Below are 15,880 nucleotides of genomic sequence, written 5' to 3'. Positions count from 1 at the left end.
TAGTTTTGTTTATTTGGGAATGGAGGCTTTATTTTACGCAAATGAAAACAATGAGCCAATTCATATCCATGCAGAGAAAGGCGATATGGATTGCAAATATTGGCTTTTAGTTGAGGAAATGGATATAAAAGAAGAGTTTAGTTATAATATGTCGCCAAAAGATAAACGAAAAATAAGGAAGATCATATTTCAAAACTTTGATACGATAACAGATTCTTGGAATAATTTTTTAAAAAAGACAATATGATAGCTACACATAAAATTGAAGCCATTCGTTTTAAAAAAGATTTTATTATGCTAACTATTGATGGCAATGAACTTACCATACCTTTAGATAAGTTATCTGGTAAACTGCAAGCTGCAACTGATGTAGAAAGGGCGATGTATAGGATTTCTCCTTCGGGTTATGGCATACATTGGCCTTTAATTGACGAGGACCTTTCTGTTAATGGTATTCTTAGGGATTTTGCAAAATAGCTTCTTTACCGAATAATTGTATTGCCCACATAAGCTGGACGTTAGAGCAATATACTTCTGGATTATTTGCACCACAATCCTGTTGCAGCAGGTATTATTTACGTTTACAGTTCGGCTATTAATTATGCCGGGCAGATGGGGTTGCTTGATGTTTTATTGATTGAGTAGAAAGGATTGGAAATCCTTAGCTCGGAGGACGGGATTACAAATCCCAACTAGCAATATGCTTCTTTTATCGGTATAAAATGGTTGATTTCTAAAATACTTCTGAAAATCTATTATCTTGCCAGCATTTAAGTAAGTAAACTCTTGATAAAAATAAGATTTTAACCTTTAAAATTATTGATTTGAAATGGTTTAATAGTATCTGGAATGATCCTGTAGTAAGTAAGCTACTTGCAGCTTGGATTGATCGGGCGGCAATTTTTTTAATTGCCTGTTTTATGGGTGCAATCTTTTCTAAAGGTATTTTTCAGATCATATGTACAGCATTGTCAGCAGTCATGTTAATAAGTATACTTTTATATGTATTTTGGAAACGATTTAATTTCGATTTTAATATATCAACTCCTGTAGTATTCGAAAAAGTTACAACTCCAATAACTGTTAATGGTACTTATAACAAAGCCCCTTCAAAAGGTAAGTTAATGATTATTGTATTTAACAGTATCAAAAATGAATATTGGCCCAAAAATGAAGTAACATTAGATAATATAAATAAAAAATGGCAGTCTAAAATAACTATTGAGGGTGGCTATAATGAAAATAGAATTATAATTGTTGCTTGCTTAAAACCTTCTGCTCAAGAATTAGTGAATTTTTATATAAGAGCTGGCAGTAGTATAGCTATACCAAATAATAAAATTATGAACGAAAATATAAAAATACTTGCCCAAGTTACAGTAACGATAGAGGCTAAATAATTTATTTAATCAACAAATGCACAACGTTTCCAAACATTTACTCGATTTTCCTTTCGATCTATTAGTTAACGCTTTCGAAAACCAGTATCTTCATGAGCACGGGGAGATGAAAGCAACAGCAGCAATTAAAACTATTTCAGATTCAAGTAAAGTACAAAATTACTTGATAAGCTTAAGAACACATTCCCATTATCCAGCATCTAATGACATCGTAATTTTACTAAATAGTATGTCTTATTTTATGTTTAAAAATTCTGAAACTATGTGTCTTGCAGCTTTAACAATTGCTAATTTTGGCTTTTCTCAATATGAAACGCTAATTAAATCAATTGATGACAAAATCAAGACAAGGATTATTATTGAAATAATGATTAAATGCTCTAATATGAAGATAGTCAAAACTGGACGTTTTTTCGACCGATATTTTGAAAGTTTAAGCTAAACTTGCTAATTACTTGCTAAGTATATATAACAAAAGGACATTCTCTACTGGTCGGAATTTGTAATCCGTACAATTAAGCTAAGGACTTTCTGCTGGCCCTTGAGCTAAAGATTCTTTCTATCTACGGATTTCTAATTCTTAAACATACACCTCATACTTCTTTTACCACTAATTTTTAGTAAACTCCGATGTCGTATGAAATTCAATCTCTGGGAAATCGCGTTTGGCCAAATTGATCATGTAATCATTATCCGCCAGAAAAACCGTGTTACCGTCTTTGTCCGTTCCAATCTGGTGTTGCTTGCGGTACATAATCTCTTCCATTTTCTTTTTATCGGTAGAAGTGAGCCAACTGGAACGGCGGAAAGTAAGCGGACGGAAATGACATTTCGCCCCATATTCATGCTCCAAACGGAAACTGATGACTTCAAACTGCAACTCGCCAACAGTGCCAACAATTTTGCGGTTGCCGGGTTGCTGCGTAAACAATTGCGCCACGCCTTCTTCGGTTAATTGCTGGATGCCTTTTTCCAACTGCTTGGTTTTCATCGGGTCGGCATTTTCCACTTCCTTAAAAATCTCCGGCGAGAAACTTGGGATGCCTTTAAACTGCAGTTTTTCGCCTTCGGTCAAGGTATCGCCAATTTTAAAGTTGCCGCTGTCGTACAAACCAACCACGTCGCCGGGCCATGCTTCTTCTACCAGACTTTTTTCATTGGCCATAAAATCCATCGGGTTGCTAAACTTCAATTTTTTACCTAAACGGGTGTGGTAATAAAATTTGTTTCGCTCAAATTTCCCCGAGCAAATTCGTAAAAAAGCAATCCGGTCGCGGTGGTTTGGATCTAAGTTGGCGTGGATTTTAAACACAAAACCCGAAAAAGGTTTCTCCGTAGCCAAAACTTCCCGTTCTATCGCTTCGCGGCTTTTCGGACTTGGTGCAATATTGATGAACGTATCCAGCAATTCGCGGATGCCAAAATTATTAACGGCGCTGCCAAAAAACACCGGCGCCAGCAAGCCGTCTAAATACAATTCCTTGTCCAGCTTGCCGTAAACGCCGTTGATCAGTTCCAAATCGTCTTTCAAGCCGTTTATTTCTTTAGGTTGAAGAAATTCTGTCAACGACTCATCATCCAAATTATCGGCCTGAATAATTGGTTTTGTTACTTTGGATTTATCCGGCTGAAACAAATTCAGCTGTTTTTCATAAATATTGTAAACGCCTTTAAAAGTATAACCCTGACCAATTGGCCAGCTTAGCGGGCACAAGCTCAGGCTCAGTTTTTTCTCGATTTCGTCCAGCAAATCAAAAGCGTCTTTACCTTCGCGGTCCATTTTATTGATAAAAATAATTACCGGTGTGTTGCGCATCCGGCAAACGCCCATTAGTTTTTCGGTTTGCTCTTCCACGCCTTTTACGCTGTCCACCACCAAAATCACACTATCAACTGCTGATAAGGTCCGATAAGTGTCTTCGGCAAAATCCTTGTGGCCGGGCGTATCTAAAATATTGATGCGCTTGCCGTTATATTCAAAACCCATTACAGACGTAGCCACCGAAATACCGCGCTGTTTTTCGATTTCCATAAAATCCGAAGTATTGCTTTGGTTGGCTTTGTTGCGTTTTACTGTTCCGGCCGTGTTGATGGCACCGCCAAACAGTAAAAATTTTTCGGTCAACGTGGTTTTACCGGCATCGGGGTGGCTGATAATGGCAAAGGTTTTTCTTTTTTCTATTTCGGGGTAATCCATATATCGTTAAGCTGCACAAATACGGGCAGTTGGGTTGCTGTTTTTAAAATTTTTGGTGAACAGAAGCAGCAGGAAAACAGGTTGTTAAGCAATTGCTTCATGTGCCGCAAAGATAAATAATTGTTCGGGGATTGAAAATGGCTGAAACCTTTGTTCATTTTTAAGTGGTAAAAGAAGCATTCGACAATTATTTTACGCGGAATTATTAGTTGCGGCATTTAAACATTTTAAAGAAAATGCTGTTCACAAAACAAAGTTGGCCGTTCTGAAACAAAAAAAAATTAATTAGTAGCGCGGGAAATTTTCGTTTAGTTGAAAAAAAATAATCCGTTTAGAAACAGCGTACGTAAAAAACAAAAAATGAATTGCAATAAGCTATTTCTAATGAAGAATTATAATGACAGATAATAACATGCCTAAGAAAGTATTGATTTTTGATGACGATGAAGATATCCTGGCGATTTGTACTTATATTTTGGAAGAACAAGGTTGGGAAGTTAGTACATTTTCAAACTGCAACAATGTAATTGAAAAAGTAGAAAGTATAATGCCGGAAGTGATTTTTATGGATAACTGGATCCCGGATTCGGGCGGCATTGTTGCCACGCAGGCCATCAAACAACAGGAGCATTTGAAGCATATCCCGGTGATTTATTTTTCGGCCAACAACGATATAAAATCTTTGGCAAAACAAGCCGGTGCCGATTCTTTTCTGGCCAAACCATTTGATTTGGAAGAACTGGAAAATATTGTAAACCAGGTTTCTACGCCGCATTCTCCAACAGGGCAAGCGTAGCAACAACAAACAGCATTACAAAAAATGAACAAACCTAAACCATTAAAACGTTTTTGGCCAACCACCGGCCTGGCCCTTGTTTCGGGCATGCGCACCATGGCTTCCATTTCTGCTTTAAGCAGTCATCTTGCCAAAACGCCTTCGCCTTTTTTAACAGGTTCCCCATTAGGTTTTATGCAAAAAAAATATGTCGCTATTATTTTAAAGGCATTAACACTGGCAGAAATGGCCGGCGATAAATTGCCCGATGCGCCAGACCGTATAGAAAAACCAGGTTTAATAGGCCGCGGGTTAGCTGGCGCTTTAACCGGTGCAGCACTTTATAAATCCAGAAATGGGAATGCTTTTGCAGGTGCTATAGTTGGCAGTACCATTGCTGTTGCCGCAACTTACGGCAGTTATTACCTGCGGAAAAAAGTAGTGCATTCTTCCGACGTAAACGATCCGACCATTGGTACTTTAGAAGATATTTTAGCTTTGCACACCGCTAATTTAATGCTGTAAAAGAAGCATTTAGCTATTAATTTTTAGGTTGTTTTACTGTGTAAAGCAACCGTCATATTGCCTTGTTTTCTTTCTGGAAACAAGGCTTTTTTGTATTTTTATATATGCAAATAAGCGAAGATTTTGATACGGTAAAAGAAGTATCGGCTCCCGAAGACGATTACAAACCTTACAAATTGTGGATGCCTAAACGCGTAGTGATTACGCCTGATGCTTTGAAAGAACCTTACGGCCAGGAAATGTACGAACGCATTAAAAGCCAGGGTTTGCAGGTTGAAGAGTTAAAGAACAACCGCATTACTGGTTTGCGCGGCGCTACCGAACGCGAAACTTATAAAATTGCCAAAAACACGTTGGCTATTGTAAACGCTCCGCCAAGTGCCTTCAATCTGCGTCCAATTCCGCCTTCTGCGGATTGGCAGTTCCATTTGGCCGAAGGCTGCCCGGCGCATTGCCAGTATTGTTATCTAGCGGGAAGTTTGTCTGGCCCGCCAGCAATTCGTGTTTTTGCAAATCTGCCTTCAATCCTAAACAATCTGGAACGGTTTGAGCGTTTGAACAAGCCGGTTACTTTTGAGGCCAGTTGTTATACTGATCCTTTAAGTTTAGAGCATTTAACCAGCGGATTGGAAAAGACGATCAAGTTTTTTGGCGAGCGCGAGAATTCTTACTTGCGTTTTGTTACGAAGTTTGATGCCGTAAAACCTTTGCTTAACATTCCGCACAACGGACATTCCCGTTTCCGTATCAGTTTAAATGCCGAGCCTGTTGCCAAACGTTTGGAAGGCGGCACGGCTTCTGTTCCGGCCCGGATTAAAGCGTTGCGAAAATTGGCGCAGCCGAAAGAACTGGGTGGCGGCAATTATCCGATCGGTGTGGTTTTAGCGCCCATTATGCCGATACCGGATTGGGAATTGCATTACAGCAATTTGTTCGACCAGTTGGAGCAAAACCTGAATTTTCCTTGTGATTTGACTTTTGAGTTGATCAGCCATCGTTTTACGCCGGGTTCTAAAGATGTTTTGATGGAATGGTATCCGAACACGAGTTTGGAAATGGACGAAGCATCGCGTGCAACCAAAACCAATAAGTTCGGCGGGACGAAATATGTTTACATCAAGGATACGATGAAAGCTTTGAAATCCTTTTTTGAACAGCAAATTGCACGGCGTTTTCCGAAAGCTACGATTTTATATTGGACGTAAGCACGCGTTTCCGCAAATCGCTTAAATCTCCGGTCCCGGCTTTTTTTAGATACGGGATAAAGCAAACAACGGCAATCACACCGGCAATACCTTCGGCACAAACAATGGTAGAAGCGCCAAAATAATGCGCTAAAAAACCAATCAGCAAACTGCCGATCGGTGCCATTCCCTGGAAAGCCATCACATAATAACTGATGACGCGGCCACGCATGTTTTCGTCCACATGCGTTTGGATGTACGTATTTGAAGCAGCAATTTGCGATAACATGCCAAACTCCGCAGCCATGATAAAACACAAAGCCAACGGAAACAGACCGGTCAGCGAAAATAAAATCAGGCCGATGGCAAACTGTGCACTGCAATAGGCAATCACTTTCAACAAACTGTTTCCGGGCTTTAAAGTGGCCATGTAAATTGCCCCACCCAACGCGCCCAAACCCGATACTGCGTTTAGCCAGCTAAAAGTAGTAACGTTGCCATGAAAGATGTTGGTTGCAAAAACCGGCAGCAAAGTTGAATAAGGCATCACGAAAAAACTGGTACAAGCCATTAGCAAAATTACCGAACGAATACCGGTATGTTGCTGCAAATAAGTGTAACCTTCGCTCAATCCTTGCCAAATGTCCTGCTTGTTGATTATTTTAGGCACCGGCGGGATTTTCATCAGCAAAAGCGAAGCAATTACCGCCACAAAGCTGAGGAAGTTTACCAAAAAACAAATGCCTTCGCCAAAACTGCTTAAAATAAAACCGGCAGCAACCGGGCCAAGCAACCGGGCCAGCGTAACCATCGAGGAATTTAAAGCAATCGCATTGGGCAAATCCTTTTTGTCCTCCACCAAATTGATCATCAACGATTGCCGGGCAGGCGTATCAAAAGCGTTGATGATCCCCAAAACCACACTTAAAATAATGATGATCGTGATATTGTGGTGGCCGGTCAGCACCACCGCAGCCAGTACGCCAGCCTGGATCATGGAAGCAATTTGTGTAAACAATAAAGTTTTGTAACGGCTGTGCCTGTCAGTCAAAGCGCCGCCATAAGGCGAAAGCAGCATGATCGGGATTTGCCCCGCAAAAACCACTACGCCCAGCATCAGTTCGGAATGGGTGAGCCTGAAAACCAGCCAGCTCACGGCCATCCGTTGCATCCAGGTGCCGATCAACGATATAGCCTGGCCCGAAAAGTACAACCTGAAATTGGGGTATTTTAATGCCCTTACTGCCGTGAAATCCATAACAAGAAAAATAATTTTTACCAATGCTTCTTTTACTGCCCTAAAATTCGTGCCTTAAAAACAGTATCCTACTTTTTTAAAGGGTTTTGATTGGCCAAAACTGGTTTTGCAATTACCGGCGGCGCTGTTTTTGGTTTAGGCGGCGGCGCTGCTTTTTTAGCTTTTCGTGCCAAGCCCGGAATGATGGATTCTTTGGAAACCGGACGGTCTTTCGGCTTCCAGATAAAGCCTTTTAAATATTTATCGTCATCTTTTAAGCGGGCAATAGGCGTTATAAAAGCATCAGGCTTGCTTAAAAGTACAATTTCACTCGGTTTGTTGTTTTTCAGGTTGATCCTGATCCTGCTGCTCAACGAGTGGTTCATGTTGGTAAATTGGTTGTTCTCGTACGTGTAATACAAACTTTCGGCGTTGCCATCCACAAACAAAGTGCTCAATTTGTTATTCCTGAAAATGCCACGAATTTTTTTGCCCGAAACCTGGTTAAAATAAGTCGAATCGCCTTGCGTGTTCACCACAAAAGAAGAACGGATCAAGTCCATGTTGTCCAGTTTTTTGTTCTTAAGTTGAAGGAAAATTGTGTCCGCCGTCAACTGCGAACCTTCCGCTCAAATAATCGGTTTAATGTACAAGCTCACCAACGAATCGCTGTTGCTAAACGTGATCGAATCTGCAACGGCCTGCAAATCAGATTTAAAGATTTTGGCGCGGTGCCAAGCCGTAATATTCCGAACGCGTGAAGTATCGCTCAAAACCACTTTCCGCGATGCATAAACCGGGTCTTTTTCCAACGCTTTTTTGATGGAATCCTGCCGTGCCAGCCGCAGTTTTCGCAAAGCAGCCGTGTCTGGCGCACGTTTTTTTTCTACTTTCGACAAAATCATCTTGCCAAAAAATTCGCGGTGCCGGTAAGTGGTGTCCTGCAAATTCCGCAAATCAAGCTGCACCGCTTCCAGTTCGTTTTTGCCTTTGATGCGTCGTTTTGGCCGCGTTCGTGCTTTAACGGAAGTATCGCGCAAACCATACAAACGCATTTTTTCGCGCCTTTCCTTTTCAGCTTTAAAAGTGAGGATTTGCGTTTCCAGCGTGTCGGCCGTCATATAAATCGAATCCCGCTTCGTAATCACCGTATCTTTTACCAGCGTTCGGATTGGTTTTTCAGCCGAAGCCAGTTTTGCCGGAGAACTTTTTGCCGGTTCATTTTTTGGCAATGCTGTTTTTACCGTACTATTTTTGGTGTTGGCAACTGGTTGGTTTTTTGGCAATGCTGTTTTTACCGTACTATTTTTGGTGTTTGAAGTTTTTGCAGAAGCTGCTGGTGCTTCTTTTACCGCATATTTTTCGGGATGTTTTAGCGAATCGCGGTTTACCGAATCGCGCTGCTCAGTTACAAAAATCACGTAGGCGTTTTTGGTAACCACCGTCCGTTCCTGCGCTTTGTAATAATTGGCCAGGTCGCCGCGCAGGTTGATGCGTTGCTCGGTATCGTTAAAAACAATATGGTTGTTGGCGCGGCCAAAACCTTTTAGATCATCAAAGAACAGCGTATCGCCCACCAATGTTCTGCTTCCGCTGTCGTAACGGTTGTTTTTAGTGCCCAAAGCCTGCTGCGTAATGGTGTTGTACGTACCAAATTCGGTGTACAACGTGTCGGTTTTTTGGTAGATATGCGTTGGCCCGTAAAAGTAAGCGATTTTAGAATTGGAGTTGTAACGCATTGTGTCTGATTTTACCAGCGCATCTTTTCCCGTTAAAACCACATTGTACCGAAAATAAGCATCGCGCGAAAAAGCAAAATAATAACCGTTGCGGCTTACCAGCGTGTTTTCTTTTTGGATAAGTTTTCCGCCTTCAACATAAGTTCCGTAGCGGGTTTGGGTGTTGTAATTAAGGTGATCGGTGGTAAGCGTGGCATCTTTATCCACCAAAATCACATGGTTGGTGAGGATGGCAATATGTGTGTTGCCGTTGTAATTGAGCAGATCAGAATAAATATTCAACGTATCGGCCTGATGGATAACGACGTGGCCAAAAGCATCAAAAGCGTTTTTTTGCGGATAAAAATACGCGCTGTCTGATTGCAAAGTGGCGTTTTCGTGTTGGAAAGTGCCGTTGTAAACTTTCAAAAAATCCCTATTTTTAGAAAGCACAGTTTTGCTGGAAGAAACCAAATTAACTTTAGTTGTTTTTTTCTGCTGCGCCAAACTACAAATGCCCAACAGCAACAAACAAAACGTGATCAATATTTTCTGCACAACACAAAATTAAATTTTTGAACGGGTAACCAAAACAATTAAATTTGAACCTCATGCTGCCCGTACCACAATTTCAGGAATTTGCCCGGCGCCATGCTCTTTTTACCCCGCAAAATTTGGTGCTGGCTGCCGTAAGCGGCGGCAAAGATTCTGTTTTACTGGCGCACCTGCTTAAAAGTTCGGGCTTTAAATTTGCCCTAGCGCATTGCAATTTTTTGCTCCGTGGCGAAGAATCGCAACGCGACCAGGATTTTACCGCAAATTTAGCTGATCGGTTGCAAGTGCCATTTTTTTTAACAGCATTTAACACCGAAAATTATGCCGCTAAAAACAGTATCTCCATCCAAATGGCCGCGCGGAAATTGCGTTACGAATGGTTTGAAAAGCTTTGTGCCGAACACAATTTTGATTGCATTGCCCTGGCGCACCACCAAAACGATGCCGTTGAAACTATCCTTTTAAACTTAACACGCGGCACCGGTATTGCCGGCCTGCACGGAATTTTACCGAAAAATGGAAAATTGGTGAGGCCGATGCTGTTTTTATCCAAAGAAAATATAGATGAAATTTGTGCCAAAGAAAAACTGGATTTTGTGGAAGACAGTTCCAACGCTTCTGCAAAATATGCCCGAAATAAAATCCGGCTGGAAGTGGTGCCGAAGCTGAAAGAACTCAACCCAAACCTCGAAAAAACATTTGAGCAAAATTTGGAACGTTTCCGCGAGTTGGAAGCTTTGCTTGAAACTCAGTTGCAGCATTTGCGCGATACTGTTTTTATCAGGCAAAATTTGGAATTGCGGATTAAGATTTCGGATTTGGTAAACTTGCATCCACAAAAATTATTGCTTTTTGGTTTGCTGCGCGGATTTAATTTCAGCGAACAAGTGGTTGGTGATTTAATTGGATCGTTGGAAAAACAGCCGGGAAAAATCTTTGAATCACCTTCGCACCAACTAATTTTAGATAGAACTGAAATCATTATTCAACCTAAAAAAACACCGATAAAAGAAGCATTACAGATTCAGGAAAACCAAAACGAAATCCATTTCCAGGATTTTAAGTTGAAGCTTTTGCACGATGATTCGGCCTTGATCGTTAAAGACAACCCGCTGGCAGCTTCCGTTGATGCCGAAAAACTCATCTTTCCACTCATCATCCGCAACTGGCAAACCGGTGATTATTTTTTCCCGCTGTGGATGAACCACAAACAAAAACTAAGCGATTTTTTTGTGCACCAAAAGTTGCCTTTGCACCAAAAATCAAAAGTTGCGGTGTTGGTAAACGGCAATCAGGAAATCATTTGGGTTGCTGGTTTCAGGCTGGACGACCGGTACAAAGTGCGCGCCCAAACCAAAAAAGTTATTATCTTCGAATTGTCCAACCTTTTACCATGAGCACAAAACCGGCTTTTACCGAAAAGCAATACCTCGGCCGCGAGTTTATCCCGATCACCATTCGTTTGGCGTTGGCCATCCTTTGTTTTGCCATTTATTTTTTTACGGCCGAGCGCGAACGCAACGGCGATTTGCTGCTGGTGGTTGGTTTCGGTATTTTGGTGATTTCCATCCTCATGGGTTTTATGCTGCATTTCCGCATCCGCGTACTTAACAAAAGCGTGCTGATTGACGGTTTGTGGACGACGCAGTTGGTGAAGATTGATTTAAACAGCATCACCCACGTGGAGCAGAAACCGTATAGCCGTTACATCCTTAACAACCCGGTTTATAATTTGCACAAAAGAGGGACGATCCGTTTTTACACCGGCGGCAATTGCGCAGTGCATTTAACTGACCGGGATGGTTTGGTTTATATCATCGGTTCGCTGTATCCGAATGAATTGGAACGGGCGATCTTGGGGGAAATGGGAAAAAAATAATTTTAGTTCATATTCTCAAGCATTCAAGGTTGAAAAGTGAGTTAGGTTTAATCAACATTAAAAAATAAACCTGCACTTAAAATAGTTTTACATTACTTATCCAGCTAAAATAAGTGCTTTAAATGGTTAACAGTTATATTGAGGATATACGGGAAATTTTGTCGAGGGCACGACAAACAGTGTATGCAACCATTAATGCTACAATGGTTCAGGCTTATTGGCAAATAGGCAAACGTATTGTGGAACAGGAACAGGAAGGAGAGAAGCGTGCAGCGTATGGCGAGCAGGTTTTAAAGGAATTAGCCATAGCTCTTACTACTGAATTTGGAAAGGGTTTTTCTGCTGCTAACCTTCGTAACTTCCGGCAATTTTATTTAACTTATCCTAACCAAAAGATTTGCTACACACTGTGTAGCAAATTAACCTGGAGCCACAACAGGTTAATTATGAGAATTGATAATAATGAGGCTCGAAACTGGTATTTAAAAGAAGCAGCAGAGCAAGGTTGGAGTGTAAGAACTTTGGAACGTAACCTTAATACACTTTACTACCAACGCTTAATTTCTTCGCAAAAAAGTCAGAATAATTCAAATGAAAGCCAAATAGAAAAATCAAATCTGACCGACTTTATAAAAGACCCATACATCTTCGAATTTTTAAATATTTCTGAACCAATAACCACATCAGAGAGGGAAATAGAAACAGCTTTGATCCAAAACCTACAACAATTTTTATTAGAATTAGGCAAAGGGTTTTCTTTTGTAGCAAGACAATTCAGGATTAGTTCAGAAATGGAGCATTACTATATTGATCTTGTTTTTTACAATTACCTGCTCAAGTGTTTTGTTTTGATTGATCTTAAAGCAGGAAAATTATCTCATCAAGATATTGGGCAGATGGATATGTACCGTAGAATGTTTGATGACTTGAAGAAACCTAAAGGTGATAACCCTGCCATTGGTATAATTCTCTGCTTGGAAAAAAGCGAAACAGTAGTAAAATATTCTGTGATGAATGATAATCTTGCATTATTTGCTGCTAAATATAAACCCTATCTTCCTACCGAAGCAGAATTAATTACAGAAATAGAAAGGGAAAAAATCAGGCTTAAACTATCAGACGCAAAAAACGAATGATTCCAATTTTACTTTCCTCCCACAACTTCCCGTTTGTTACTCCTTCCAAAACTTTTATATTTGCACCACTCCACACGATGAAAAGTTTGGTTTATACAGAAGAGGTGAGAGATCAGGCTCCGTAACCCTCTGGCAACCCGCTTCCAATTTTTGAGGCAAGGTGCCAAATCCTGCTCCGCAAGGAGAACTATAAATTAAAGATGAAAAAAATATTTTTACTACTTATTTTACGGCTGTTTATTCAAGCTTGAGTTGTCATATTCATTTTAGTAATTTTTGCTGAGACAAACTAAAATGATAATCCAGAGATTGAATAAAATAAACAACCTACAAAACCGATAGACATAATGGAAGCAGCCCAATTGACAGCACTGGAAAAAGAATTTGAAAATATACCGCTAAAAGAAGCATTGCAATTAGTGGCAGTGCGCTTTCCGGGGCAGGTTTCTTTTTCAACTTCTTTCGGAATGGAAGACCAGGTAATTACATATGTCATTGGAAAAAATAAAATTCCGATGAAAGTTTTTACGCTGGATACTGGCCGGCTTTTTAACGAAACCTACGAAGTTTGGTCTTCAACGGCAAATGCTTTTGATCTGCAAATTGACCCTTTTTATCCCGATGCCGAAGAAATCCAAAATTTTGTACAGGAAAAAGGCATCAATAGCATGTATTTATCTGTGGATAACCGAAAAGAATGTTGCCGCATCCGCAAAATTGAGCCGTTAAAAAGAGCATTAAAAGGTGCAGCGGTTTGGGTTACCGGCGTTCGTGCGGCGCAGTCGGCCAATCGGCAGAATTTTAAACTGTTTGAGTGGGACGAAGCTTTTCAAACCATCAAATTCAATCCGCTGTTGTATTGGAGCGACCAGGACGTTGCCGATTTTGTTCATCAAAACCATACACCTTATAATAAATTACACGATCAGGGTTTCTTAAGTATCGGTTGCGCGCCTTGCACCCGCGCGATTCAATTTGGAGAAGATCCGCGCGCCGGACGCTGGTGGTGGGAAAATTCTAAAAAAGAATGCGGATTGCATCAAACCAAAGTATTAGCAGATATTACCGACCCAGAATTAACACAAAACGACTTACATTCATGAGTTCCAATCATTTAAAAGAACTGGAAGAAGAATCCATTTATATTATGCGCGAAGTGGCTGCGCAATTTGAGCGGCCGGCTTTGCTTTTTTCGGGCGGAAAAGATTCGATCACGCTGGTTCATCTGGCGCGTAAAGCTTTTTATCCGGCCAAATTTCCGTTTCCTTTAGTACATATTGATACCGGCCATAACTTTCCGGAAACGCTCACTTTCCGTGATCAATTGGTCGGAAAAATTGGTGCACAACTGATCGTTCGTTACGTTCAGGACAGCATCAACCAGAAAAAAGCAACCGAAGAAACCGGAAAATATGCCAGCAGAAACAGCCTGCAAACGGTAACGCTTTTGGATACGATTGAAGAATTTAAGTTTGATGCCTGCATCGGCGGTGCACGCCGTGATGAAGAAAAAGCACGTGCGAAAGAACGTATTTTCTCTGTCCGTGATGAGTTTGGTTCCTGGGAACCGAAACGCCAGCGGCCGGAATTGTGGGGACATTTAAACGGCATGATCAATTATGGCGAAAATGTGCGTTGTTTTCCAATCAGCAACTGGACGGAACTGGATGTTTGGAATTACATCAAACAGGAAAAACTGAATCTGCCAAGCATTTATTTTACGCATCAACGCGAAGTTTTAATTCGTGATGGCCAGATTTTCCCATATTCTGAATTTTTGAATATGGATGGCGAAGAAATTTCGACACAAGATGTACGTTTCCGCACCGTTGGCGATATGACTTGTACCGCTGCCGTTTCTTCCACCGCCGGAACTTTGGACGATATTATTTCTGAAATCAAATCTTCCCGTATTTCTGAACGTGGCGCGCGGATGGATGATAAAAGATCAGAAGCGGCAATGGAAAAACGGAAGCTGGCAGGATATTTTTAGGGAAAGGTTAAAAGATGAAGGGATGAAAGGCGAAAGTTAGCAGAAATTTCAGACAGCCAATACCACAAAATAGACAAACAATTATTTTCGAACAAATGGAGCAAAAGGAATACACCCAAATGACAGACCAAGAATTGCTGGACGAAGCAAAAAAAATGAAATCTTTTTCTATTACAAACGCCTTGTTAATTGGGTTTTTAGCAGGAGTTATAGTTTTCAGTTTTGTTAAAAACAGTTGGGGAATGTTAACATTAATTCCTTTATATTTTATTTACAAGATGGTTAACGACCCAAAAAACAAAAAAGTAAAAGAATTACAAAATTTATTTAAAGAACGTAATTTAAAATGGTAACAACTGAAAATTGTCTAAACTGTACAAATCCAATTACAGACAAATTTTGCCCTAACTGCGGACAAAAATCAACTGTACATAGATATTCATTAAAACATTTTGTTGAACACGACTTAATTCACGGAATATGGCACATTGACAATGGAATTGTTTTTACAATTAAAGAATTGTTTACTAGCCCAGGTCATAGTATTAGAGAATTTATTAATGGAAAGAGAGTTAGCTATTTCAGTTTTGTTACTTTGTTGCTTCTAATTCTTGGGATTTCACATTTTTTAAGTGAGTATGCACAAGTTAAATTGTTAGATTTAATGCCCGAAAGTAGTAAAGGGGCAATGAATGAATTGCAAGAATTCACAAAGAAAAATCCTAAAACAATACTGCTTATAACTATTCCTTTTTACTCAATTTTTAGTTTTATTTGGTTTAGAAAATCAAGATTAAATATAACCGAGCATTTTGTTCTGAATTCATATAAAATTGTTGCAGAATCATTATTTGGACTACTATTTTTGATAGTAACAATATTCTATACTAATATCAAAGTGTTGACTATAATTTATAGTTTTATCAGTCTTCTCACAATAGTTTATGCTTTTTGGTTTTATAGACAGTTTTTTTCGATTTATGGCTATTCAAAAAAATCTTTGATTATTAGAAGTTTGGGTGTTGTATTTTCATATATGTTTTTGTCAATGCTTGCTGGAGTAATCATGGGAATTATGAAATATGGAAAATAAAGAAACTTCTGCTAACATCGGTTTGGCAATATGGCGGCTGAAGTGCTTCTCTGAAACATTTGTGCAAGGTTCAACAGCAGTAATTATATTGAGCTTTTGTGCTAAAAATCCGCCACATCGCCAAGCCGAAAAACGGTAAACGGTAGAAAGGTCCGCGCCATGCTTCCCACTTTGAAGGAGGTTAGGGG

Annotated in this window: 19 protein-coding genes and 1 riboswitch; of the genes, 15 read left to right on the top strand and 4 right to left on the bottom strand. The window is 40.1% G+C overall.

The annotated features are described in order from the left end of the window. Positions 1 to 19 precede the first annotated feature (19 nt). The 4 genes from Q0192_RS09010 to Q0192_RS08995 all read left to right on the top strand — a co-directional run bounded on the left by Q0192_RS09010 (position 20) and on the right by Q0192_RS08995 (position 1,842). Positions 20 to 247 carry a DUF4160 domain-containing protein gene (locus Q0192_RS09010; protein WP_299289176.1) on the top strand — a complete coding sequence of 76 codons (228 nt, stop codon included), beginning with the start codon at positions 20 to 22 and terminating at the stop codon, positions 245 to 247. Then, positions 244 to 477, top strand: a complete 234-nt coding sequence (locus Q0192_RS09005) for a DUF2442 domain-containing protein (RefSeq protein ID WP_299289151.1) — start codon at positions 244 to 246, stop codon at positions 475 to 477. Before Q0192_RS09010 ends, Q0192_RS09005 begins: the two co-directional genes overlap by 4 nt. Positions 478 to 824: 347 nt before the next feature. After that, positions 825 to 1,400 (top strand): hypothetical protein, encoded by a 576-nt coding sequence (locus tag Q0192_RS09000; RefSeq protein ID WP_299289150.1) that lies wholly within the window; start codon positions 825 to 827, stop codon positions 1,398 to 1,400. Between the two features lie 106 nt (positions 1,401 to 1,506). Next, entirely contained in the window at positions 1,507 to 1,842 is a 336-nt protein-coding gene (locus tag Q0192_RS08995) for a hypothetical protein (RefSeq protein WP_299289149.1), read from the top strand. 168 nt (positions 1,843 to 2,010) lie between these two features. On the opposite strand, the gene Q0192_RS08990 is transcribed toward Q0192_RS08995, so the two are convergent. Beyond that, positions 2,011 to 3,597, bottom strand: a complete 1,587-nt coding sequence (locus tag Q0192_RS08990; RefSeq protein WP_299289148.1) for a peptide chain release factor 3 — start codon at positions 3,595 to 3,597, stop codon at positions 2,011 to 2,013. A 412-nt stretch (positions 3,598 to 4,009) separates the two neighbouring features. Here Q0192_RS08990 and Q0192_RS08985 point away from each other — a divergent pair, with 412 nt between their 5' ends. The 3 genes from Q0192_RS08985 to Q0192_RS08975 all read left to right on the top strand — a co-directional run bounded on the left by Q0192_RS08985 (position 4,010) and on the right by Q0192_RS08975 (position 6,102). Further along, positions 4,010 to 4,393 (top strand): response regulator, encoded by a 384-nt coding sequence (locus Q0192_RS08985; RefSeq protein WP_299289147.1) that lies wholly within the window; start codon positions 4,010 to 4,012, stop codon positions 4,391 to 4,393. A 24-nt stretch (positions 4,394 to 4,417) separates the two neighbouring features. Beyond that, positions 4,418 to 4,897 carry a DUF4126 family protein gene (locus Q0192_RS08980; protein ID WP_299289146.1) on the top strand — a complete coding sequence of 160 codons (480 nt, stop codon included), beginning with the start codon at positions 4,418 to 4,420 and terminating at the stop codon, positions 4,895 to 4,897. Between the two features lie 104 nt (positions 4,898 to 5,001). Continuing rightward, positions 5,002 to 6,102 carry a spore photoproduct lyase family protein gene (locus Q0192_RS08975; protein WP_299289145.1) on the top strand — a complete coding sequence of 367 codons (1,101 nt, stop codon included), beginning with the start codon at positions 5,002 to 5,004 and terminating at the stop codon, positions 6,100 to 6,102. Here Q0192_RS08975 and Q0192_RS08970 read toward each other — a convergent pair. The 3 genes from Q0192_RS08970 to Q0192_RS08960 all read right to left on the bottom strand — a co-directional run bounded on the left by Q0192_RS08970 (position 6,080) and on the right by Q0192_RS08960 (position 9,594). Further along, complete coding sequence (locus tag Q0192_RS08970; protein WP_299289144.1) at positions 6,080 to 7,339, bottom strand: MFS transporter; 1,260 nt, start codon at positions 7,337 to 7,339, stop codon at positions 6,080 to 6,082. The two genes, Q0192_RS08975 and Q0192_RS08970, sit on opposite strands and share 23 nt — an antisense overlap. A gap of 68 nt (positions 7,340 to 7,407) precedes the next feature. Beyond that, entirely contained in the window at positions 7,408 to 7,881 is a 474-nt protein-coding gene (locus tag Q0192_RS08965; RefSeq protein WP_299289143.1) for a hypothetical protein, read from the bottom strand. 66 nt (positions 7,882 to 7,947) lie between these two features. Beyond that, positions 7,948 to 9,594, bottom strand: a complete 1,647-nt coding sequence (locus Q0192_RS08960; RefSeq protein WP_299289142.1) for an OstA-like protein — start codon at positions 9,592 to 9,594, stop codon at positions 7,948 to 7,950. Between the two features lie 53 nt (positions 9,595 to 9,647). Here Q0192_RS08960 and tilS point away from each other — a divergent pair, with 53 nt between their 5' ends. The 8 genes from tilS to Q0192_RS08920 all read left to right on the top strand — a co-directional run bounded on the left by tilS (position 9,648) and on the right by Q0192_RS08920 (position 15,831). After that, the gene (gene tilS / locus Q0192_RS08955; RefSeq protein WP_299289141.1) at positions 9,648 to 10,988 is read left to right on the top strand and encodes a tRNA lysidine(34) synthetase TilS; all 1,341 of its coding nucleotides are present in this window, start codon (positions 9,648 to 9,650) and stop codon (positions 10,986 to 10,988) included. Then, entirely contained in the window at positions 10,985 to 11,470 is a 486-nt protein-coding gene (locus Q0192_RS08950; RefSeq protein ID WP_299289140.1) for a hypothetical protein, read from the top strand. The genes tilS and Q0192_RS08950 overlap by 4 nt, the downstream gene beginning before the upstream one ends. Before the next feature lie 122 nt (positions 11,471 to 11,592). Next, entirely contained in the window at positions 11,593 to 12,606 is a 1,014-nt protein-coding gene (locus tag Q0192_RS08945; RefSeq protein ID WP_299289139.1) for a PDDEXK nuclease domain-containing protein, read from the top strand. A gap of 88 nt (positions 12,607 to 12,694) precedes the next feature. Then, a riboswitch (SAM riboswitch) is annotated at positions 12,695 to 12,802 on the top strand. Between the two features lie 151 nt (positions 12,803 to 12,953). After that, complete coding sequence (locus tag Q0192_RS08940) at positions 12,954 to 13,709, top strand: phosphoadenylyl-sulfate reductase (RefSeq protein WP_299289138.1); 756 nt, start codon at positions 12,954 to 12,956, stop codon at positions 13,707 to 13,709. Next, positions 13,706 to 14,599: a sulfate adenylyltransferase subunit CysD gene (gene cysD, locus Q0192_RS08935; RefSeq protein WP_299289137.1), complete on the top strand. Its 894-nt coding sequence runs from the start codon at positions 13,706 to 13,708 to the stop codon at positions 14,597 to 14,599. Before Q0192_RS08940 ends, cysD begins: the two co-directional genes overlap by 4 nt. Positions 14,600 to 14,694: 95 nt before the next feature. After that, entirely contained in the window at positions 14,695 to 14,952 is a 258-nt protein-coding gene (locus Q0192_RS08930; RefSeq protein ID WP_299289136.1) for a hypothetical protein, read from the top strand. Next, positions 14,946 to 15,692 carry a DUF3667 domain-containing protein gene (locus Q0192_RS08925; protein ID WP_299289135.1) on the top strand — a complete coding sequence of 249 codons (747 nt, stop codon included), beginning with the start codon at positions 14,946 to 14,948 and terminating at the stop codon, positions 15,690 to 15,692. Before Q0192_RS08930 ends, Q0192_RS08925 begins: the two co-directional genes overlap by 7 nt. Continuing rightward, positions 15,682 to 15,831, top strand: a complete 150-nt coding sequence (locus tag Q0192_RS08920) for a hypothetical protein (RefSeq protein ID WP_299289134.1) — start codon at positions 15,682 to 15,684, stop codon at positions 15,829 to 15,831. Before Q0192_RS08925 ends, Q0192_RS08920 begins: the two co-directional genes overlap by 11 nt. Positions 15,832 to 15,880: the final 49 nt, after the last annotated feature.

This window comes from uncultured Mucilaginibacter sp. (assembly GCF_937859865.1).
Classification (GTDB): domain Bacteria; phylum Bacteroidota; class Bacteroidia; order Sphingobacteriales; family Sphingobacteriaceae; genus Mucilaginibacter_A.
The sequence above is the reverse complement of the archived record's forward strand: the minus strand, read 5'-3'. Positions and strand labels throughout refer to the sequence as shown.